Raw genomic sequence first — 21,100 nt, 5'->3', positions numbered from 1 at the left:
AGACTTCATGAGTTTTGCTTACAGTTTTGCTTACAAACAGCGCCAATGAAAACTCCCACCGCGATCGATCCTGACGATTTCGAGCGTCTGCTGAGCCGCAACATCAAGCTCCCTCTGATCGGCGGTCTGTTCGGGGCGGTGGTATTCGTCGGGCTGATCCTGTTCCTGCTGTCGACCATCGGCTGGGTCGAGCACACCGACCGCGTCAGCCGCGCCGCCAGCGAACTGCAGCGCCAGAGCATCGACATGGAAACCGGCATGCGCGGCTTCCTGATCACCAACGACGAGAGCTTCCTGGAGCCGTACCAAAGCGCCCTGCCGCGCGTCAAGGCCGACACGGCCGCGCTGCGCGAGCTGGTGTCGGACAACCGCCAGCAGATCGAGCGCGTCGACCGCATCGCCGCCATCCAGAACAGCTGGAATGACTACGCCGCCGAGTTGATCGCTGCGCATCGCAAGGGGGAGAACGCCCGGATGGAGGTCCGCCTGGGCCGGGGCAAGCGCCTGACCGACAGCATGCGGGCCGAGTTCACCGCCTTCATGGAAACCGAGCAGGCCCTGCGCTTCCAGCGCAACAACGAGGCCAACCGCACCGCCTGGTGGGTCGTCGGGCTGTTCCTGCTGTTCTCGCTGGGCTTCACCGGGCTGGTGGTCTACTTCGGACGGCGCCAGCTGGTGCGGCTGTCGGAAAGCTACGACGTGGTGCTCCAGGAGCAGGCCGACCACACCGAGCGCCTCGCCCACGAAGCCTGGCTGCGCAGCGCGCAGGGCGAGCTGGTGGGTGAGCTGGTCGGCGAGCTCAGCGCGCCGGACATGGGCCGCAAGATCCTCGCCTTCTTCTCGCGGCACCTGGGCACGTCGGTGGGCGCCATCTATGTGCGCGAGCGCCACGGCCCGCTGCGGCGGGCGGCGAGCTACGGTTTCTCGAGCGCCGCCGAGGCAACGCCGCAGGTCTTCTCGCCCACCGAGAGCCTCATCGGCCAGGCGGCGGCCGAGCGCCGGCGCATGCTGATAGACCCTATCGACGCCGACTACCTGAAGGTCAACTCCGGCCTGGGCGAGATGGCGCCCAAGGCGGTGCTGCTGCTGCCGGTGGCGAGCAGCGGCATGGTCAACGGCGTGGTCGAGCTCGGCCTGCCGGGTGCGCTGGACGAGCGCGGCACCCAGCTCGTCGACATGGTGGCCGACGACATCGGCACTTCACTGGCCGCGGCGCGCTACCGCGAGCAGCTGCAGGAGGTGCTGGCCGAGACCCAGCAGCTCAACGAGGAACTGCAGGTGCAGCAGGAAGAGCTGCGCACCGCCAACGAGGAACTGGAAGAGCAGTCACGCGCGCTGCGCGCCTCGCAGGCCATGCTGGAGAACCAGCAGGCCGAGCTGGAGCAGACCAACAGCCAGCTTTCCGAGCGCACCGAGGCGCTCGACCAGCGCAACACCGCGCTGCGCAGGGTGCAGCGCGACCTGGAAGACCGCGCCGACGAGCTGCAGCGCGCGAGCCGCTACAAGTCGGAGTTCCTCGCCAACATGTCGCACGAGCTGCGCACGCCGCTGAACAGCGCGCTCATCCTCGCCAAGCTGCTGGGCGACAACCCGCAGGGCAACCTGACGAGCGAGCAGGTGAAGTTCGCGGAGTCGATCTATTCGTCGGGCAACGACCTGCTGGTGCTGATCAACGACATCCTCGACATCGCGAAGGTCGAGGCCGGCAAGCTCGAAGTGGTGCCTGAAGACGTGACGCTGGCCAAGCTGGCCGACAGCCTGCAAAGCACCTTCGCCCCGCTCGCCATGCAGAAGAACCTGCGCTTCAGGCTGGAAGTGCGCCCCGACGCGCCCGCGACGCTGCTCACCGACCGGCAGCGGGTGGAGCAGATCCTGAAGAACCTGCTGTCGAACGCGATCAAGTTCACCGACAGCGGCGAAGTGGCGCTGGTCGTCTCGCCGGCCGCCGGCGGCGGGGCCGCGTTCGCGGTGTCCGACTCGGGCATCGGCATCGATCCGCAGCAGCACGAGCTGATCTTCGAGGCCTTCCGCCAGGCCGACGGCACCACCAGCCGGCGCTACGGCGGCACCGGGCTGGGCCTGTCGATCTCTCGCGACCTCACGCACCTGCTGGGCGGCACGCTCACCGTCGAAAGCACGCCGGGCCAGGGCAGCACCTTCACGCTGCAGCTGCCGGCGGTGGCGCCGCAGGCATCGCCGACACAGCAGCAGCCGGCGGTCTACACGCCGAGATCCGCGCATTCGCCCGCCCAGTCCGTCCAGCCAGCCCAGCCAGCGCTGGCGCCCAAGCCTCCGGCCCCGGTGCCCGCGCCGCAGTTCGCCGACGACCGCGAACTGCCCCGCGACCAGGTACGCCGCGTGCTCGTGATCGAGGACGAGCCCCAGTTCGCGCACATCCTCTACGACCTGGCGCACGAGCTCGGCTACCGCTGCCTGGTGGCGCACGGCGCGGCCGACGGCTTCGAGCTGGCCACGCAGTTCCTGCCGGACGCCATCCTGCTGGACATGCGCCTGCCCGACAGCACCGGCCTCGACCTGCTGCAGCGGCTGAAGGATTCGCCGCACACGCGGCACATTCCGATCCACGTGGTCTCCGCCGCCGAGAGCGCGCAGGGCGCGGCGCTGCAGATGGGCGCCGTCGGCTATGCGCTGAAGCCCGCCACCCGCGCCGAGCTGATGAGGGTGTTCGGCCGGCTGGAGGAAAAGCTCACGCAGAAGGTCAAGGTGGTGCTGCTGGTGGAAGACGACGAGCTGCAGCGCGAGAGCGTCATCCAGCTGATCGGCGACGACGACATCGAGATCGTCGCCGTCGGCTCCGGCGAAGAGGCGCTGGAGCTGCTGCGCACCCGCGTCTTCGACTGCATGATCACCGACCTGAAGCTGCCCGACATGCAGGGCAGCGAGCTGCTGAAGGCCATGGCGGCGGAAGAGATCGTGTCGTTCCCGCCGGTCATCGTCTACACCGGGCGCAACCTCACGCGCGACGAGGAGACCGAGCTGCAGCGCTACTCGCGCTCGATCATCATCAAGGGCGCGCGCTCGCCGGAGCGCCTGCTCGACGAGGTGACGCTGTTCCTGCACAAGGTGGAGGCCGAGCTTTCGAGCGAGCGCCAGGGCATGCTGAAGACCGCGCGCGGGCGCGACCGCATCTTCGAGGGCCGCACCATCCTGCTGGTGGACGACGACGTGCGCAACATCTTCGCGCTCACCAGCGCGCTGGAGCAGCGCGGCGCCATCGTGGAGATCGGCCGCAACGGCCGCGAGGCGCTGCACAAGCTCGACCAGGTGAGCGACATCGACCTCGTGCTGATGGACATCATGATGCCGGAGATGGACGGCCTGGAAGCCACGCGCCGCCTGCGCGGCGACCCGCGCTTCGCGGACATGCCCGTGATCGCCATCACCGCCAAGGCCACCAAGGACGACCGCGAGCAGTGCCTGGCCGCCGGCGCCAACGACTACCTCGCCAAGCCGGTGGACCTGGAGCGGCTGTTCTCGCTGCTGCGCGTGTGGATGCCGAAAATGGAGCGCCTGTGAGCCAACCCGCCCCCCCGCCCTCCTCGTCCAGACCGGCCCCCGTTCCGCTGCAACCGCTGCAGCCGCTGAGCGACACCGAGATCGAGCTGCGCCTGCTGATGGAGGCGATCTATCTCAAGTACAGCTACGACTTCCGCAACTACACGGCGACCTCGCAGAAGCGCCGCGTGCTGCATGCGCTCGACCAGCTCGGGCTGCCCAGCATCTCGGCGCTGCAGGAGCGTGTGCTGCGCGACCCTTCGCTCTTCGGCCGGCTGCTGCAGTTCCTGACGATCCCGGTGAGCGAGATGTTCCGCGACCCGGCCTACTTCCTCGCGCTGCGCCAGCACGTGGTGCCGATCCTGCACACCTACCCTTCGGTCAAGGTGTGGGTGGCGGGCTGCAGCACCGGAGAGGAAGTGTTCTCGCTCGCCATCCTGCTGCGCGAGGAAGGCCTGCTCGGCCGCACGCAGATCTATGCCACCGACATCAACCCGGCCTCGCTCGAGAAGGCGCGCCAGGGCATCTTCCCGCTGGAGGCCATCCGGGGCTACACCGCCAACTACCAGCGCGCGGGCGGCCGCGGCGAGTTCTCCGACTACTACACAGCCGCCTACGAGGCGGCGCGCTTCGACCCCACGCTGTGCGCCGACGTGATCTTCGCCGACCACAGCCTCGCGACCGACAGCGTCTTCGCCGAGACGCAGCTGGTGTCGTGCCGCAACGTGCTGATCTACTTCAACCGCGAGCTGCAGGACCGGGCGCTGGGCCTGTTCCACGAATCGCTGTCGCATCGCGGCTTCCTGGGGCTGGGCTCGAAGGAGAGCATCGACTTCTCCGGCTACTCCGACCGCTTCGACACGCACGCGCGTGCCGAGCGCATCTACCGCAAGAAGGCCGCATGACAAGCCAGCCGAAGCGCAATTTGCGCCCGCCGGTTCGCAAGCGCGTGGACGCCGTGGTGCTGGGCGCCTCGGCCGGCGGCATCGACGCGCTCTCCGAGCTGCTGCACGACCTGCCGGCCGGCTGGCACATACCGATGGCGGTGGTCCTGCACCTGCCCGAGGAGCACGAGAGCCACCTGGCCGAGATCTTCGCACAGCGCCTGCCGATCCCGGTTCACGAGGCCAACGACAAGATGCCGCTGGCCGACGGCAGCCTGTACTTCGCGCCGCCCGGCTACCACCTGTCCATAGAACGCGAGCGCTCGTTCTCGCTGAGCTGCGAGCCGCCGGTGCTGTTCTCGCGGCCGTCCATCGACGTGCTGATGGCCTCCGCCGCCGATGCCTACGGCCCCGCCCTCGCCGGCTTCCTCCTGACCGGCGCGAACGACGACGGGGCCGAAGGCCTGCGCCGGATCCACCTGGCCGGCGGGCTCACCGCCGTGCAGGAACCCAGGGAAGCCCAGATTCCCACCATGCCCCTTGCCGCCATCGCGCGCCACATGCCCGACTACGTCCTGCCTTTGCGCGAACTGCGCGACCTGCTGCTCCAACTGGAGGCCGTCCGTGAACATTGACATCGAAAGCAAGCTGCTGCTCGTCGATGACCTGCCAGAGAACCTGCTGGCCCTGGAGGCGCTGATCCGCGCGCCGGGCCGCACCGCGTACCGCGCCGGCTCGGCCGACGCCGCGCTGGCGCTGCTGCTGGAGCACGAATTCGCGCTCGCCATCGTCGACGTGCAGATGCCCGGCATGAACGGCTTCGAGCTGGCCGAACTGATGCGCGGCACCGAGCGCACGAGGCACATCCCGATCATCTTCGTGAGCGCCGCCGGACGCGAGCTCAACTACGCCTTCCAGGGCTACGAGAGCGGCGCGGTCGATTTCCTGCACAAGCCGCTCGACCCGCACGCGGTGGTGAGCAAGGTGAACGTGTTCGTCGATCTCTACCAGCACCGCAAGGCGCTGCGCCACGAGATGGACCTGCTGGCCGCCGCGCACAAGAAGCAGGAAGAGCTGGTGCAGCAGCTGCAGCAGACGCAGCTCGAGCTGGAGCACGCGGTGCGCATGCGCGACGACTTCATGTCGATGGTGTCGCACGAGCTGCGCACGCCGCTCAACACGCTCTACCTGGAGGCGCAGCTGCGCCAGCTGCACCTGTCCAAGGGCAAGCTCGACAGCTTCTCGCCCGAGCGGCTGCCCGCCATGATCGAGCGCGACCAGCGGCAGATCCGCAACATGGTGCGGCTGATCGACGACATGCTCGACGTCACGCGCATGCGGCGCGACGCGCTGTCGATCAAGCCGCAGCCGGTGGATCTCGCGGCGCTCGCGAAGGCGGTGGTGGAAAACCTGCGCCAGCAGGCGGAGTCCGCCGGCTCGGCCATCACGCTGTCGGCGCCGGCGGAGCTGCGCGGCGCATGGGACGAGTTCCGCATCGAACAGGTGCTCACCAACCTGCTGACCAACGCGCTGCGCTACGGAGGCGGCAAGCCGGTCGAAATGGTCGTGCAGCAGCTGGGAAACACCGCCCAGGTGGCGGTGCGCGACCAGGGCATCGGCATTGCACAGGAAGACCAGGCCCGGATCTTCGAGCAGTTCGAGCGCACCGACGTCAGCCGCAAGCACGCGGCGGGGCTGGGCCTGGGGCTCTACATCACGCGCAAGATCGTCGACCTGCACGGCGGGCGGATCGCCGTGGAGAGCGCGCCGGGCGAAGGCTCGCGCTTCGTGGTCGAGCTGCCGCTGCGCGCGCCCGACCCCGCCGACCCCACCGATGGCACGGGCGCATAGCCCTGCCCGATCGATTCATTTGCCGATTGACTGACCTGAAAGAAGACTTCCCGTGAACGTGCTGATCGTCGACGACAACAAGGCTTCGGCCGACCTGCTGCAGGAACTGCTGGGCCTGCACGACCACACGGCGCGTTGCGCCTACACCGCGCGGCAGGCACTGGACGCGGCCGCCGCCGAGAGCTTCGACGCCGCGCTCATCGACCTGGGCCTGCCCGACATGCCGGGCACCGAGGTGGCGCGGCAGCTGCGCGAGAGCAAGGCCGAAGGCACGCCGAAGCTGCTGGTTGCCGTGACCGGCTTTTCGGCGCAGGACATGGCCGGCCAGTCGGCCGAGGGGCTGTTCGACCACCACCTGCAGAAGCCGGTCGACATCGAGAAGCTCGAGCGCATCCTGGCGGGAGGGTGAGGTCGAGGCGAGTTCAGCGCGAGGAACGGGAGCGGCCGGAGCGGCTGCGGCGTTCCAGCTTCGCCGCCAGCTCGGCCGAGGAAAGTCCGCGCGGCGCGGAGCGGATCGCCTCGTAGCGGTAGACGCGGAAGCCGTCCTTCTGGATGAAGCTGAGCGGCTCCCAGCCCCGGGCCAGCGCGCTGTCGGTGATCTGCGCCATCTGCACGCCCAGATAATCCTGCAGGCTGTCGGCCACCGCGAGTTCGAACTTCTTGAGTTCGCGGTCCAGCGACTCGATCGCCGCGATGGCTGCCTCGACGCTGGAGAACGGACGCACGTGCGTCACCTGCCGGGCGTGCGAGTGGGAGCGCTCCGGGAGCGTGCTTTCCGGACCGAAGTCCACGCTGGCGCCGCCCTCCATGCCGTTGAGGCCGCCGATCGAGCTCATTGCGCTCATCGCGCTCATTTCAGTCATTGCGTTCATGCCATGAACCCCATGGTGCGCGGGTAGACGATGCCACTGGGCGCGGTGACGTTGTTGAAATTCTTCAGGTTGGGCAGGATGCTGTTGAGGTCGGAGTCGGGCACGCCGAACCACTTGGCCAGCGTGGCCGCGTACTGGTCCACCGACGTGGTGGGCAGCAGCCGGCCCTGGCCGACGTGCCACTGGTCGTCGTCGGCGGCGGTGTTGCCTACGCTCACCGGCGGCGGTGTGCCGTAGAAGGCCTTGCCTTTCACCGCTCCCGGGCCCTTGCCCGTGCCATCGTCAGGGCCGGTACCGCCAATCACGAAGTGATGGCTGCCCCAGCCGTGGTCGGAACCGTTGCCGTTGCTCGACAGCGTGCGGCCGAAGTCGGAGGCGGTGAAGGCCGTGACCTTGTCGGCGATCTGGAGTTTTTCCATCTGCTTCTGGAAGGCGACCATGGCGTCGGACAGGCGCTGCATCAGCGGCCCCTGCTTGGTGTCGAGGTCGTCGTGCAGGTCGTAGCCGCCCATGGAGACGAAGAACACCTGGCGCTTCACGCCCAGCGAGGCGCGCCCGCGGATCAGGCGGGCCACCATCTTGAGCTGGGCGGCCAGGTTGTTGCCGTTGGTGGGGAAGGTGACGTCCATCACATCGGACTGGATGGCGGAGGTGATCCTTCCTTCCGCCTCCACCGCGCGCAGCGTGACCTTGTTGTATTCGTTCTCCAGCGTGTGGCTGCGACCCTGCTGCGCCAGTTGCTGCATGGCCGCCTTGACCGCCGATGAGCCGTAGACGCTGCCGGTGGCCGGGCTCACGCTGTTGATGCGCACAGCGCCGCCCGTGCCGACCTGGTACTGCAGCGCCTCGTCACCCGACAGGAACACAGCGTTGCCCGCCACCGAGATGCAGGTGAACAGCGATGCGTCGCGCTGCCCGTTGAGCATCAGGTCGCCGAGGTTGCCGCCCCAGCCGATGGTCGAGCCCTCGGGCGATGACGACTGCCAGATCGACTGCTGGTCGTTGTGCGAGAACAGTTTGGGCGGGATCGGGAAATCCCGGCGGTTCGGGCTGTTGAACTGCGCACGGGTGAGCGGCTTGACGAGCGGGCCGACGTTGAGCTGCACGGCCAACTTGCCTTGGTCGAAGAGCGTGGCGAGGCCGCCCATTGCAGGGTTCAGCGCGTACTTGCGGCCGTTGGCGAGCGCCACGGTGGGCTTGAGCTCGGTGGCTGCGAGGCCCGCGTACGGCAGCGCGATGGCGCCTCGGATGGTGCTGTACTTGTTGTAGCTGTCGGTGTCGAAGTTGACGAGCGTGTTGGCGTAGTCGTTGCCGCCGAACAGGAAGACGCAGACCAGCGCCTTGTAGTCGTCGCTCGGTGCGGCCTGCGCGGCGGCCTCGCCCATGGCGGCGAGGTTGAGCGCGAACGGCAGCGCGGTGCCGGCCATCGCGAGTTGGCCCGAGCGGCGCAGGAAAGCGCGGCGCGTGTGGCGGGCGGGATCGATCAGGTGCATGTTCGGTTGGCTCCGGCTTCTTTCTTCATTTCTGCACGAGGTATTCGGGCGAGCCCATCACCAGCAGCACGCCGGCGCAGATCAGGTCGAGCCTGCGGGCGTCGGTGGTGGGGTTCACCAGCGGCGCCTTGCTCAGCGCGTCGGTGATCAGCGCGACAGTCGCGGCCGAGAGCTGGTTGCCGGTGAGCAGCAGGTTCAGCCGGCGCACCAGCGCGGCGGGGTCGTTCACCAGCGCCTTCTCGGCCGTGTAGGTGGCGATCACGTCCTGGCTGTCGAAGCCGTTCTTCAGCATGCCTTGCAGGAAATTGAGATAGCCGCCCACGCTGGTCTCGTTGACCAGCTGGAACTCGGGCGCGACCATCTTGTTGCTGGCGATCGCGGTCGAGGGCGGCACGTAGCCGGGACGGAAGAAGTTGAAGACCGAGGGCGAGCGCAGCGGGCACTGGCCCAGGTTCGAGCTCGGATCGGAGGTATTGCCGATCTTCCAGTTGTCCGATGCCGAGCCGATGCCGAAGGTGCGCCCCCATTGCACGAACCGCAGCATGGGCTCGCGCAGGTGGCCGAAGTTCGGATCGGAAAGGCCCGCCGGGCCGCGTGCCTCGTCGTCGAGCAGCACGGCCGCGAACACGCTCTTCATGTCGCCGCGCACGCTCGCGCCGTTGTTGGCGAAGACATCTGCCACGCGCTGGACGTACGCCGGGCTGGGATTGCTGGTGACCAGCCGCTGGATCAGCTGCCGGGCGATGAAGGGGCCGACGTTCGGGTGATTGAAGAGCGTGTCGAGCGCGATCTTCAGCGCCGTCGGGCCGTCCGTGCCCCCGGGCACCGTGGCGCCCAGGAAACGTGCCTCCAGCATCGAGTGGTTGGAGGCCTTGTAGGCCATGGGACGCGTGGTCCACTCGTTGGTCTCGATCGTGTAGCTGGCTCCGGGCGGGGTGAAGGCGTTGCGCTCCGCCGAGCGGATGTCGAGGTCGTAGCCGGTGAAGACGCGCGCGAGGTTCGTCACGTCGTTCTGCACGTAGGTCTCGATCGGCTGGCCGTCGGCGCCGGTCTTCACCGTGCCGTCGTCCTCGAGCTGGTAGAGGCCGATGGTCATGAGCTGCATGACCTCGCGCGCGTAGTTCTCGTCGGGCTGGCGGCCGGAGTTGTCTTCCTTCCGGTTGCCGCGGGTGTTGAGATAGAAGCCCATCGCGGGGTTCAGCGTCACGTCTTCCAGCAACTGCCGGAAGTTGCCGGTGACGCCGTTGGCCAGCATGTCCCAGTACTGGGCCATCATGGCCGTGGGCCAGCTCGAGCCGATCTCGGTGCCCGAGACCACGAAGATCTCGCTCAGCGCCAGGGCCATGCGCTTGCGCACCGGGTCGGCGGCCGTCATGAGCTGGCGCCAGATCATGGCGTCGGTTTCGACTGTTCCGTATTCCTTGCCGTTGACCCACTCCCAGGCGGAAGGCTCCCGCGCCGCGCCGAACTGTTCGCCGAGCCACGGCAGGTAGCCCTTGGCACGCACGGCGGCGATCTCGGCGTCCGAGGCAGAGAACTGGGCCTGCAGCAGGAAGCGCGCGGCTTCGGCGTCGGACTTGGCCTGGGTGTAGCGATAGGGGCCGATGTCGGGCATCGTGGCCGGTCCAGGGTTGGAACCGGGCGGCGGGCCTCCGACCGGAAGGCCCACGCCCGCGGAGCCACCACCGCCGCCCCCGCCTCCACCGCATGCGGCCAGCGCCGCAGCCATCGAGAACGCCGCCGCGACTTTCAGGGGCCGCGAGCCGTCCGGAGTTGCCTTTTGCTCGCCTCTTGCCGCTGTCTCCGCGACGTACACCAACTCGTCGGCCGGTCTTGCGCGCTCGGCCTCCAATTGTTCCAACATGATCCTCGCTCCTGCGGCGTATCGACGCCTGTCGGAGGGATCAAGGCAAGCGGCATGCCCCTGCGGAAAACAACCGGACGGATGTCCAAAACTGGGGGGGTCGCCACAAAAATGTGTGCCAATGTGACTTTTTAGTCACTCCTTGAAACAAAATTGGCATGCCAGAGGGCATGCCAATGCTTCAGCAAACATTCAGACGACAGCGTCAGTCGCGCTCGTCATCCCACCCGTTCGGCGGCCGATAGGGGTAGCCGGGGCCGTAGTAGATGCGGCCGGGCGGCGGGGTGTAGATGGGGGCCGGACGGTAATACACCGGAGGCGGCGGCCGGTAGTAGACCGGCGGCGGCGGTTCGTAATAGATCGGAGCCGGATAGGTGTAGACCGGCGGTGGCGCGTAGTACGGTGCCGGGTAGCCGCCGGCCACGTAGCCGGGGGTGCCGATCTGCACCGACCAGCTTCCGCGCGCATTCGCGGCTCCCGCGGCCAGCAGCGCGCCGGCAATGACGGCACCGACGGCCGCCCACTTGAAAACAGAAGATCGAGTTTTGAGGTTCACGGTGGCTCCAGGGCCAAGGGCGGACACGCCCGGGTGAATACGCAACGCCGGATGCATCTTCGCGGTGCACCCGATTGCAGACAAGCATGGTAGCCAAAGGTCACCGCGGCGAGCGGTGCAGCGCTGTGTTCAGCGCCGAAGTCAGCGCGCGATCTCGCGGCGCGACAGCATCACGTCGCCGCTGGTCGTGTTGAAGGCGATGGTCGGTGCGCTGATGTCGCTCAGCGGTGCGCCCAGGCCGATTTCGCCGCGGCCGTGCAGCACGCACTCTTCGCGCCGCAGGGCGATCTCGGTGCTCGGCCCGTCGTTGCCGTGGAAGCGCACCCAGGTGCCGTAGGTGCTGACGTCGATCAGCACGCAACTGCCCTGCCGCAGTTCGATTCGCGCATGAAGCCGCGACACGCGGGGGTCGTTGACCACGAACTGGGCGTCGTCGACGCGGCCCAGGTGAATCGGAAGCTGCTCCGTACGGAACATCGAGCGCACGTCGAGCCACGCCAACTCGATCTGGCCGAAGGAGGAGTCGGGCATGCGCAAGGGAGCCAGCGCGGCGGGCACGGTGAGGAACGACGTCACGTCCTCCTGCCAGTCGATGCGGTGCACCACCGACATCTCGCTGCGCCCGCGGATGTTGATGAGGCCCAGGTCGCGATGCTGCACCGAGCCTTCGCGCAGCTGGGAGATGACCGCGGCGGTCACCCAGATCTGCCCCGGGCCGGCCAGGTCGCTCAGCCGCGAGGCCAGGTTGACGGCATCGCCGTAGCAGTCGCCCTCGACCTCGACCACCTCGCCGCTGGCCACGCCGATCTGCAGCGCCATGCGCAAGGGTGCCGGCCACGCGAGCAGCCGCTTCTGGTGGTAGCGCTGCAACTCGATGACCGCATGCGTGGCCGCCGCGCCGCTGGTGAAGATGGCGAACACGCCGTCGCCGAGCGACTTCACCACCCGGCCGCCGTGCGCCTGGCACACGCCGCCGATCCACTGCGTCAGCCGGGTCACGGTCTCGGTGGCACGTGCATTCCCCATGGCCTCGAAGACCCGCGTGCTCCCCGTCAAGTCCGCGAATACGACTGTGGAATTGACACCCATACTCTTGTGATTCTCGATTTCTATCGCTGGTTATAGATGCCCGTGGGCTCCCTGCATTTCCCGGCAGGCAGCTCTCCTGGCGCATGCACGGCATGTACGTTCATGCGCTGAAGAGGCGGCCTTGCTTTGTTCTTCGCCTTCGACAAGTAGAACTATCGCATCGGGGCATCAGGGGCATGTATACGCCGCCCGTGAATGAACAGATGCAATAGGTTCATTTCATTTATCGACTTGTAGTACTTTAGAAAACAAAATTCAATGACTAGTGAAAGCGATAAGTAAAGCGTGTTGTTTGCAAACAAGAAACATCGTTTCGGATCTTGTGGAATGGTTAACTGAGGCTTAAGGTAGCGGCCGTTCCCGCTTCCGGCAATACACTTCCCGTCCCATGCTCTTGCGCCGCATTCTTCGTCTGCTGAACGTACCTGGCTTCGGATCCCGCCAGGCGACGGAGAGCCAACTGGGGCGCATTCGTACCGCGATGCTGTCGGTGCTCCAGGGTCATGGCGGCCACTCGGTCCAGCGCGTCAGTCAGCGGGTGCGTTTCGCCGCCGACGTCGAGGCGCTTTGGTACCTGCGGCAAGACGTGATGATGGCGTTGAGCGCCATCGACGGTGAAACCGCCGCACGTCGGCAAATGAAAGCCATCAACAGCATGTTCAAAGGTGGATTGCCCGGTTCGATGGGGCCGCGGGCACACCAGCGCTTTACCCAAACCAAATGAAACGACGACGGCCCTTTCGGGGCCGTTTTCGTTTTTAACGTTTTATTTTCTTTGTGTCCTGATCAATGGTCGTGATGATGGTCATGTCCATGGTGATCGTCATGCGCGGACGCGTGTCGGTGGCCCCAAACGAGAAAAATATCACGCCCTTCCGCCGCCATCGACACCTTCGCGCCCACAGGCAATAGAACCTTTGTTTGCACGTGGCCGAACGGCAGGCCGGCGAGCACCGGGATCTTGAGCGTCGAGCGCAGCCGGTCGATCACCGTATTGAGGCCGAAACCGCGGTCGTAGCCCGGCACGCTGCGGATGCCGGTGAACTGCCCGAACACGATCGCGCGCTGGCGCGCCAGCACGCCGGCCATGCGCAACTGCTCGAGCATGCGTTCGATGCGGTAGGGGTGCTCGTTGACGTCCTCGATGAAGAGCACGCCCTTGTCCACCGCCGGAAAATACGGCGTACCCAGCAGGCTGGTGAGCACGCAGAGGTTGCCGCCCCACAGCACCGCGTCCTGCACGGGCTTGAACTTCAGGTCCGTGTCGCGCGCCGGCATGCGCCAGCCGGTGCCTTCGCCCTGCCCCGTGAGGAGGTCGTCGAAGCAGGCTTCCATGATGTCGTCGGGGCCGTCTTCGGCGCCGAAGTCCTCTCCGACCGCGGGGCCCGACCAGGTCACGGCACCGGTCTTGGTCAGCAGCGCGTTCTGCAGCGCAGTGAAGTCGCTGCAGCCGACGAATTCGGTGCCCTTCTCGATCGCCTTGGTCAGCGTCTTGTACGGAATGGCGTCGAGGATGCGCGTGAGCCCGTAGCCACCGCGCGCGATGAGCGCCACGTTGGCGCCACTGGCCGCAGCGCGCGAGATCGCGGCGAGCCGCGTGGCGTCGTCGCCCGCGAAGCGCTGGTGCACCGAGAGTGCCGCATCGTCGACTTCGACTTCATGGCCCAGCGCCTTGAGCCGCTTCACGCCGCGCCGGAAAGCGGCCTTGTCGCGGACCGCGCTGGAGGGAGAGTAGATGTAGATGTGTTTGGTCACGCGTTCGAGTATCCCATTGCGTTTCTCACTTGCAGCACGAACGTTCGGGCCTGCTCGGGCGACGGCCCGGAGGAAGTCGCGATGGGCCCGAGCGCACGCAGCGCTGCTTCGTAGCCCCGGTCGGGAAAAGGCGCGCGCCATGCATCCCCGATGCGCTCTCCTCCTTCCGGCGCGGCGAGCGCGGCAGCGAAACGTTCCGGCGCGGCTGCCATCAGCAGCGCTGCGAGGCCCGAGCCCGCGTTGCTGTGCACGAGCGCCATCGGCGTCGATCCGGGTCGCACGCGGTGGAGCCATTCGAGGAGCACGTCGCGATGCCACTCGAGACGATGCGGCGTCTCGCGCTTGGGTTTGTCGCTCTTGCCGAAGCCGATGAGGTCGGGCACCAGGGTGCGCAGGCCTGGCGCGCCCACCAGGTGCCTGAAGAAATAGCCCCATTCGCCTGGACCGTGCAGGCAGATGCAGCACGCGGCATCGTCGCCAGCGCCTTCATCCACGTAGTGCATGCGCCAGCCATGTTGGCTCGGCAGGTCCTGCACGTAGTGCGGTGCGAAGCCGTAGGCCAGAAGCGCATCGAAGCGCTCGCTAGGCGTGCGCAGCGCGTCGTCGCGCAGCGGCTCGGCCTGCGCCCGCGCGGCGCTGCGGCGTTGCTGGAAGAAGGCCTGCAGCACCCCGGCGCATTCCTGCGCCAGCACCCCGCCCTGCACCCGCGTGTGGTGATTCAGCCGCGGCTCGGCGAAGAGGTCGAGCACCGAGCCCGCCGCGCCGGTCTTCGGATCGGCCGCGCCGTACACCACGCGCGCCAGGCGCGAATGCAGCATCGCCCCAGAGCACATCGCGCACGGCTCGAGCGTGACGAACAGCTCGCAGCCGTCGAGCCGGTAGTTGCCGAGCGCCGCGGCGCCTGCACGCAGCGCGTTGATCTCCGCATGCGCGCTCGGGTCATGCTGCGCCACCGGCGTGTTCCGCCCCGAAGCGATCAACCGGCCATCCCTCACCAGCACCGCTCCCACCGGCACCTCGCCCGCCTCGGCGGCAAGCCGCGCCTCGGCGAGCGCAAGCGCCATCCAGTGCGCGTCGTCGTGCGCCACGGGCGACGGAAGGGACGAAAGGGGCTCAGTTGTCATCGGGCATCTGCCGTGTCTTCACGGCGGCGTCCAGCGCTTCCTTGACCTGTTGCTGAACCTGCTGCGGATTCACGGGCGCACCGCCGGAAGCCGGCGCCTGAACGCCCGGCGCGGCCGGGCGCGTCGGCGTAGCCGCGCTGGTCAGTTGCTTCTTTGCGACCAGCCCAACGATCGCCAGCACGAGCACGAGGCCGATCAGGCCCAGCCCGCGCATCTCAGCGCCCCTCCGCCAACGGGGCCTCGGCCGTCATGCCCAGGCGGTCCATCCACACGGCAAGTGCCTGTTCGTCCGGCGTACCCGCGCTGTAGACCGCGTGCATCGCGGCGTGCGACTCGCGCCGGTGCTGGTTGAGCTTGATCTTGCATTGCAGCGCCGTCACGCGCAGTTCGAAGCCCACGATGCCGGCGAGCATCTTCAGCTGGAACTCCTCGCCGAGGTCGCGCCACTGCTGCGCGTAGGCGGGTTCGTGGTCTTCGATGAGCTTCTTGAGCAGCACGTCCTTGTCGGCCGGCTCCTCGATCAGCCGGGCCTCCACGGTGCAATGCACCGCCAGGTAGTTCCATGTCGGCACGCGGGCCAGATCGGGATAGACGGAGGGCGACAGGTACGAATGCGGCCCGAGGAAGGTGACTGCGGCCCGGGGGCGCGCCTGCAGGTAACGCCAGTGCGGATTGGGCTTGGCGCAGTGCCCCCACAGCACCAGCTCGTCGCCTGCGCGCCGCTCGGCCACCAGGGGCAGGTGCGTGACGTACGGCAGCCCGTCGTCGTCGTTCGAGATCAGGCTCGCGAACGGGTGCGAGCGCATCAGTTCCAGCGCGATGGCCGGGTCCTTGGCATTGAACTGCGGGGGCATGTACATGGGGCGTATTCCTCGTGGAACCTCGTGGCGAGGCCCCATTCTCCCTGAGCTGCCTACCTAGTTGTTGCCCGCGGCGTCTCCAGCAGTTTCACCATCGCGGTGTAGCCGCGCGCCTTCGCCAGCTGCAGCGGCGTGTTGCCCTGGCGGTCCGTGAGCTTGAGGCTGGCGCCGGCCTCGACCAGCGCAGCCAGCGTGCGCTGGTGGCGCGGGCCGCCGTCGCCGAGCACGATGGACTCGATCACCGCCGTCCAGTGCAGGTTGTTGACGTGGTCGAGCGGCGCTCCCGCAGCGATCAGCCTGCGCACCACTTCGTCGTGCCCCAGATGGGCCGCCGCGATGAGAGCGGTGCCGTCGTAGCGGCTCGTGGTCTGCCCGGGCCTGGCACCCAGCGACAGCAGCACCGAGAGCGTCGCGGCGTCGTCCGCCACCGAGGCGATGGTGATGGCGTCATAGCGGTCGCCTTCCAGCAGGTCGAGGTCCGCGCCGGCCTTGGCCAGCAGCCTGATCGCATCGCGCTGCCTCGCGAACGTGGCGACGTGTAGCGGCGTACGGCCCCGCGCATCGCGCGCATCGAGATTGGCGCCCGAGGCGATCAGCGCCTTGAGCTTGTGCAGGTCGCCATGCCACGCGGCCTGGTGCAGCCCGTCGAAGGCCAGCACGTCGGCCGCCAGCGGCGGCACCTGGGCGAGCGCGCCCAGCGGCACGCCCAGCCCGAGCGCGACCGCCAGCACACCCGTCCGGATACCGCGCGCCTTCATATCAGAGCAGGCCCTTGACCTTCTCGAGCGCTGCGTTGGCGCACTGCTCGTCGAGGTGGCCACCGGGCGCGCCGCCCACGCCGACCGCGCCGATCACTTCATTGCCCGACTTGATCGGCACGCCGCCGCCCAGCGCCAGGAAGCCCGGCATGAACACCAGGTTGGCGGCCGCCGGGTTCTTTTGCGCGTTTTCCATCACGGCCTGCGTCGTGCTCTTGGTGGAGGCCGAGGTCCAGGCCTTGCGCTCGCTCGAACCCAGCGTGTGCGGGCCGGCGTTGTCGGCGCGCAGCACGGCACGCACGGTGCCGGCGCGGTCGACCACGGTGGCGGACACGTTGTAGCCATTGGCCGTGCAGGCCGCCACGGCTTCGGCCGCGATCTGGTTGGCGAGCGCGAGCGACATGTTCTTTTCGGTGCGCACTGCCGGTGCGGGCGTCTGGGCCTGGGCGACGGAAGCGGCGAGCAGGACGGCGAGGCTGCCGAGACGAACGATGGTTTGCATTGTTTGGTTTCTCCAGTGGATTCGGGTGGTTGCGCCGGCTGTTGCCGGCGGCTGCGCCACTGTAGGAAACAAGGCCTGCGACGGCCATTCGTACGGCTACGTCCGCCGCTGCGTAGTTCTACGGAGCGCCTGGAGCGCCGTCGTCCACCAGCACCGCATAGCGCCGGATCAGCTGCGCCAGCGAATCGCAGTCGAGCTTGGCGAACAGGTTGGCGCGGTGCGTCTCCACCGTGCGCGGCGACAGCGCCAGCGTGCGCGCGATCTCCTTGTTGGTGAGCCCCTGCACGATGAAGGCCAGCACCTCGCGCTCCCGCTCCGACAGCTGCGCCACCCGCTCGCGCGCGGCGTTGTCGGCCTGCGAGCGTTCGCGCGAGCGCACATGCTGGCGCACGGCCTGCTGCAGCGCCTCGAGCAGCTGCTCGTCGTCCACCGGCTTCTCGAGGAACTCGGCCGCGCCGGCCTTGAAGGCGCGACGGCACATCTCGACGGTGCCGTGGCCCGTCAGCATGATCACCGGCTGGTCGACGCCCTGCGCCACCAGCCGGTCGAGCACCGTGAGCCCGCTGATGCCGGGCATGCGCACGTCGAGCACGATGGCGCCCACGCTCGCGCGGTCAAAGCCGTCCATGAAGGCCTGCGGGTCGGCCCAGGCCTGCACGCGCAGCCCGACCGTGCCGATCAGCAGCGAGAGGCTGTCGCGCACCGCCTGGTCGTCGTCGATCAGGTGGATCAGCGGGGACTGCGGCGGATGGGTGTTCGGAGTGTTCACGACGATGACGATAGCGACGACTACGGCTTGGCCAGCGGCAGCTGCAAAGTGAAGCACGCGCCGCGCGGCGAGGCATTGGCGGCGCTCAGGCTGCCGCCCATGCCGCTTGCCAGCGTCTCGCTGAGGCTCAGGCCGAGGCCCAGCCCGCCCTCGCGCGTGCTGAAGAAGGGTTCGAAGAGACGCGGCAGCGCCTCGGGGGCGATGCCGCGTCCGTTGTCGGTCACGGTCAGGACGCCCTCCTGTCCCTTGCGATCGACGGACACCACCAGGCGCCGTTCGGCGGCCGGCACCAGGTCGAGCGCCTGCAGCGCGTTCATCAGCAGGTTGTGCACGATCTGCTCGAGCGCCACGTCCTCGGCCTGCACGCGCACCGGCGCATGCGCCGAGGCATCGAACTGCGCGGCGACTCCGCGCTTCGCGAACTCGGGCGCCAGCAGGTGCATGGCGCTGCGCACCACGTCCTGCAGCACCAGCGGCTTCGTCTCGCTGCCGGCGCCCGGCCGTTCGATCACGCGGCGCAGCCGCCCCACCACGCCTGCCGCGCAGCGCGCCTGCTCTGCCGCACGCCCCATCGCATCGCGTGCGGTGTCCAGGTCGGGCGGGTCGTCGTCGAGCAGGCGGCGCGCGGCCTGGGTGTTGGCCAGCACCGCCGTGAGCGGCTGGTTGAGTTCGTGCGCGAGGCCAGCGGAAAGCTCGCCCAGCGCATTGAGCCGCGCGACCTGCCCGAGCCGCAGCAGTTCCTCCGCCCGGCGCCGCGCGACGCGCTGGCGCTGCGCAGCCCGAAGGCCCACGAGCAGCACCGCCATGGCCGCGGCCCAGCCAGCAATGGCACGCCACGGCAGTTCGCTCCAGCCGACCTGCCGCACCGCGATCAGATCGAAGGGCTGGCTCGGCGATGCCAATGCCTTGCTCAGCTCGAAGCGCCATCCGTTCGCGCCCGCGGAGAGCATGCCTGGCTGCAGCACCAGTTGCTGCCCGTCGCGCTGCAGGCTCAGCCGCACGGGGCTGCGCTGCGGATTCATCGGCCAGTCGCGCCATGGCACGGAGCCGGCCAGGTCGATGTCCAGCGCGTAGCTGAACGGCGTGGCGCCTGTCACCAGCACGTAGCGGCCACGGGCCAGGTCGAGCGCTGCCAGCTCGGCGCGCTGCAGGCTTCGCGAGCGTGCCTCGGCCGCTGCCAGTGCGGCGGCCTGCGAGCTGTCCGGCCAGGGCTCGTCGCGATCGCGGCGCTGCACGCGCAGGATCGACGCATACACCGAGGGCAGGCGCTGCTCGGGATGGTCCGCGCCGGTGCTGGGCTCCAGCAGCGCGAGCGTGGCCAGCACGGCGTCGTACTGCACCATCTGCTGGCTCATGAGGCGGTGCGCGATGCGCACGTCGGTCTCGAAGTCCTGGTGCATCCGCGCCAGCTCCGAGCGTGCAAGCCACACCGCGCCCACGGCGGTGAGCGCCAGCCATGCCAGCCACCAACCGCCTTGCGAACGCAACCACTGTTTCATGGCGCGGATTGTGCCCGGCGCCGCGGCACCGCCCGCTTGGCCGAAAATGCGGCACCAGACATGGCCGATACACAGGATTCTCTCTTCCCCGATCTTCCGCGCCCCGAGGACGCACCGGCAGCCGCACCGGCGCCCGCCGAGCCGTCCGCGAAGAAGAAGCCGCGCACGGCCACCGTCGAGCCCGCGCCAGCCGACCCGGAACTCGTCGAACTGGCGGCCGCGTTGCCGTCCAACCTGCGGCTCGGCACCTCGTCGTGGAGCTATCCCGGCTGGGCCAACCTGGTCTGGGACGGCGAGTACGCCGAAACCGTGTTGTCGAAGAACGGCCTCTCCGCGCTCGCGAAGCACCCGCTGCTGCGCACCGTGAGCGTGGACCGCAACTTCTACCGCGCCCTCACCGCCAGCCAGTACGCGCGCTACGCGGGCATGGTGCCCGACGACTTCCGCTTCATGGTGAAGGCTCCGAGCCTAGTGACCGACGCCACCGTGCGCGACGAAAGCGGCCGGGGCATGCAGGCCAACCCGGTTTTCCTCAGCAGCGAGATCGCGCGGCAGGAATTCGTGCTGCCCGCGCTGGAAGGGCTGGGCCATCGCATCGGCGTGCTGGTGTTCCAGCTGAGCCCGATCCCGGGACACATCCTGGCCGACCAGCCCGCCCTGCTCTCGCGCATTGCGGCAATGCTCGAATCGCTGCCCGACATCCGCTCGACGGCGCCCGATGCGGTGATCGCCGTCGAGGTGCGCGATCCGCAGCTGCTCAACCCGGCCTTCGCCGAGATGCTGCGCAGCGTGCGCGCCACCTTCTGCATGGGCCTGCACGCCAAGATGCCGCCCATCGAAGACCAGTTGCCGATGCTGCGGTCACTGTGGCCCGGACCGCTGGTGTGCCGCTGGAACCTGCACCGGCGCCATGGCCGTTTCGGGTATGAAGACGCGGAAAAGCTCTATGGGCCCTTCAACAAGATCGTCGACCCCGACCCGGAAACCCGCGCCGCGCTCGCCAAGGTGATCGCAGGCACCACGCGTGCGGGCCAGAACGCCTTCGTCACGGTGAGCAACAACGCCGAGGGCTGCGCGCCGCTGACCATCGCCCAGTTGGCGCGGGACATCCTCGAACTGGCGCCGCGCTAGCCGATGTTCTGCTTTGCCGCGACCGTCATCTCGACCTCGACGGTCGCGTTCTTCGGAAGCGCATAGACACCGACCGCCGTGCGCACATGCACGCCGGCGTCGCCGAACACGCGGTGCAGCAGGTCCGAGGCGGCATCGGCCACTTCGCTCTGCTGCGTGAAATCGGCCGTGCACTGCACGAACACACCCACCCGCAGGACCTTCTCCACCGCATCGAGCGAGCCGAGGGCGCGCCGCAGCAGCGCGAGGCTGCGCAGCGCGCAGATCTGCGCGCCCTCGCGTGCCTTGTCGAGCGATACCGCGTCGCCCACGCGGCCGGTGACCACCACCGTGGTGCCCACGCGCGGCACTTGGCCGCTCAGGTAGATGGTGCGGCCGTCGCGCACCAGCGGCACGTAGTGGCCGCCGGCGATGATCTCGCCGTCGAAGCTGTGGCCCAGCTCCGCCGCGATCTGGTCGGCGATCTGGTCCCGGGTCTTTTCTGCTGCTGTCGTCATGTCGCTTCCGTGAAAGAGAGATTCATTGTCGCCAGCCGTTGCGCATCGAAACAGATACAGAAGGCCCCGATGCGAGACGG

The 21,100-nt window shown here is 68.2% G+C and carries 21 protein-coding genes; 7 read left to right on the top strand and 14 right to left on the bottom strand.

Going from position 1 to position 21,100, the window contains the following annotated elements; all coding sequences use genetic code 11:
- Nucleotides 1-45 precede the first annotated feature (45 nt).
- The 5 genes from FHT32_RS07365 to FHT32_RS07345 are packed head-to-tail and all read left to right on the top strand — an operon-like array spanning nt 46 to nt 6,660.
- Nucleotides 46-3,537: a response regulator gene (locus tag FHT32_RS07365; protein WP_176663983.1), complete on the top strand. Its 3,492-nt coding sequence runs from the start codon at nt 46-48 to the stop codon at nt 3,535-3,537.
- A 47-nt stretch (nt 3,538-3,584) separates the two neighbouring features.
- Entirely contained in the window at nt 3,585-4,421 is an 837-nt protein-coding gene (locus tag FHT32_RS07360) for a protein-glutamate O-methyltransferase CheR (protein ID WP_256098939.1), read from the top strand.
- The gene (locus FHT32_RS07355) at nt 4,418-5,035 is read left to right on the top strand and encodes a chemotaxis protein CheB (RefSeq protein ID WP_176663982.1); all 618 of its coding nucleotides are present in this window, start codon (nt 4,418-4,420) and stop codon (nt 5,033-5,035) included. Before FHT32_RS07360 ends, FHT32_RS07355 begins: the two co-directional genes overlap by 4 nt.
- Complete coding sequence (locus FHT32_RS07350) at nt 5,025-6,251, top strand: hybrid sensor histidine kinase/response regulator (protein ID WP_176663981.1); 1,227 nt, start codon at nt 5,025-5,027, stop codon at nt 6,249-6,251. The genes FHT32_RS07355 and FHT32_RS07350 overlap by 11 nt, the downstream gene beginning before the upstream one ends.
- A gap of 52 nt (nt 6,252-6,303) precedes the next feature.
- Nucleotides 6,304-6,660 carry a response regulator gene (locus FHT32_RS07345; protein ID WP_176663980.1) on the top strand — a complete coding sequence of 119 codons (357 nt, stop codon included), beginning with the start codon at nt 6,304-6,306 and terminating at the stop codon, nt 6,658-6,660.
- 13 nt (nt 6,661-6,673) lie between these two features.
- Here FHT32_RS07345 and FHT32_RS07340 read toward each other — a convergent pair whose 3' ends face one another.
- The 5 genes from FHT32_RS07340 to FHT32_RS07320 all read right to left on the bottom strand — a co-directional run bounded on the left by FHT32_RS07340 (nt 6,674) and on the right by FHT32_RS07320 (nt 12,125).
- Nucleotides 6,674-7,114, bottom strand: coding sequence for a hypothetical protein (locus FHT32_RS07340; protein WP_256098910.1), 441 nt, complete (start codon nt 7,112-7,114; stop codon nt 6,674-6,676).
- 5 nt (nt 7,115-7,119) lie between these two features.
- Complete coding sequence (locus FHT32_RS07335) at nt 7,120-8,616, bottom strand: DUF1501 domain-containing protein (protein WP_176663979.1); 1,497 nt, start codon at nt 8,614-8,616, stop codon at nt 7,120-7,122.
- Between the two features lie 25 nt (nt 8,617-8,641).
- On the bottom strand, nt 8,642-10,480 hold the full coding sequence (locus tag FHT32_RS07330) for a DUF1800 family protein (protein ID WP_176663978.1): 1,839 nt from the start codon (nt 10,478-10,480) through the stop codon (nt 8,642-8,644).
- Nucleotides 10,481-10,685: 205 nt separating this feature from the next.
- Nucleotides 10,686-11,036 carry a hypothetical protein gene (locus tag FHT32_RS07325; protein WP_176663977.1) on the bottom strand — a complete coding sequence of 117 codons (351 nt, stop codon included), beginning with the start codon at nt 11,034-11,036 and terminating at the stop codon, nt 10,686-10,688.
- 141 nt (nt 11,037-11,177) lie between these two features.
- On the bottom strand, nt 11,178-12,125 hold the full coding sequence (locus tag FHT32_RS07320; RefSeq protein ID WP_176663976.1) for an adenylate/guanylate cyclase domain-containing protein: 948 nt from the start codon (nt 12,123-12,125) through the stop codon (nt 11,178-11,180).
- A gap of 388 nt (nt 12,126-12,513) precedes the next feature.
- Between FHT32_RS07320 and FHT32_RS07315 the strand changes: the two genes are divergently transcribed.
- Nucleotides 12,514-12,849 (top strand): hypothetical protein, encoded by a 336-nt coding sequence (locus FHT32_RS07315; RefSeq protein WP_176663975.1) that lies wholly within the window; start codon nt 12,514-12,516, stop codon nt 12,847-12,849.
- A gap of 62 nt (nt 12,850-12,911) precedes the next feature.
- On the opposite strand, the gene FHT32_RS07310 is transcribed toward FHT32_RS07315, so the two are convergent.
- The 8 genes from FHT32_RS07310 to FHT32_RS07275 form a co-directional block, all read right to left on the bottom strand.
- Complete coding sequence (locus tag FHT32_RS07310) at nt 12,912-13,880, bottom strand: LD-carboxypeptidase (RefSeq protein ID WP_176663974.1); 969 nt, start codon at nt 13,878-13,880, stop codon at nt 12,912-12,914.
- Complete coding sequence (tadA, locus tag FHT32_RS07305; protein WP_176663973.1) at nt 13,877-15,004, bottom strand: tRNA adenosine(34) deaminase TadA; 1,128 nt, start codon at nt 15,002-15,004, stop codon at nt 13,877-13,879. The genes FHT32_RS07310 and tadA overlap by 4 nt, the downstream gene beginning before the upstream one ends.
- Nucleotides 14,994-15,218: a hypothetical protein gene (locus FHT32_RS07300; protein WP_176663972.1), complete on the bottom strand. Its 225-nt coding sequence runs from the start codon at nt 15,216-15,218 to the stop codon at nt 14,994-14,996. The genes tadA and FHT32_RS07300 overlap by 11 nt, the downstream gene beginning before the upstream one ends.
- Nucleotide 15,219: 1 nt before the next feature.
- A complete protein-coding gene (locus tag FHT32_RS07295) occupies nt 15,220-15,864 on the bottom strand; it encodes an FMN-binding negative transcriptional regulator (RefSeq protein ID WP_176663971.1) in 645 nt (214 codons plus the stop codon).
- A 53-nt stretch (nt 15,865-15,917) separates the two neighbouring features.
- Nucleotides 15,918-16,622: an ankyrin repeat domain-containing protein gene (locus tag FHT32_RS07290; RefSeq protein WP_176663970.1), complete on the bottom strand. Its 705-nt coding sequence runs from the start codon at nt 16,620-16,622 to the stop codon at nt 15,918-15,920.
- Nucleotide 16,623: 1 nt separating this feature from the next.
- Nucleotides 16,624-17,124 (bottom strand): heme-binding protein, encoded by a 501-nt coding sequence (locus tag FHT32_RS07285; protein ID WP_176663969.1) that lies wholly within the window; start codon nt 17,122-17,124, stop codon nt 16,624-16,626.
- Between the two features lie 118 nt (nt 17,125-17,242).
- The gene (locus FHT32_RS07280) at nt 17,243-17,893 is read right to left on the bottom strand and encodes a response regulator (RefSeq protein ID WP_176663968.1); all 651 of its coding nucleotides are present in this window, start codon (nt 17,891-17,893) and stop codon (nt 17,243-17,245) included.
- Between the two features lie 20 nt (nt 17,894-17,913).
- Nucleotides 17,914-19,392 (bottom strand): ATP-binding protein, encoded by a 1,479-nt coding sequence (locus FHT32_RS07275; RefSeq protein ID WP_176663967.1) that lies wholly within the window; start codon nt 19,390-19,392, stop codon nt 17,914-17,916.
- Between the two features lie 60 nt (nt 19,393-19,452).
- On the opposite strand from FHT32_RS07275, the gene FHT32_RS07270 reads away from it, so the two are divergent.
- Nucleotides 19,453-20,523, top strand: a complete 1,071-nt coding sequence (locus tag FHT32_RS07270) for a DUF72 domain-containing protein (protein WP_176663966.1) — start codon at nt 19,453-19,455, stop codon at nt 20,521-20,523.
- Here FHT32_RS07270 and FHT32_RS07265 read toward each other — a convergent pair.
- Complete coding sequence (locus FHT32_RS07265) at nt 20,520-21,020, bottom strand: RidA family protein (RefSeq protein ID WP_176663965.1); 501 nt, start codon at nt 21,018-21,020, stop codon at nt 20,520-20,522. The two genes, FHT32_RS07270 and FHT32_RS07265, sit on opposite strands and share 4 nt — an antisense overlap.
- Between the last annotated feature and the right edge of the window lie 80 nt (nt 21,021-21,100).

This window comes from Variovorax sp. SG517 (assembly GCF_013376045.1).
Taxonomy (GTDB): Bacteria; Pseudomonadota; Gammaproteobacteria; order Burkholderiales; family Burkholderiaceae_C; genus Variovorax.
Note: the sequence above shows the minus strand (reverse complement) of the source record. Positions and strands in the feature narration are given on the sequence as shown.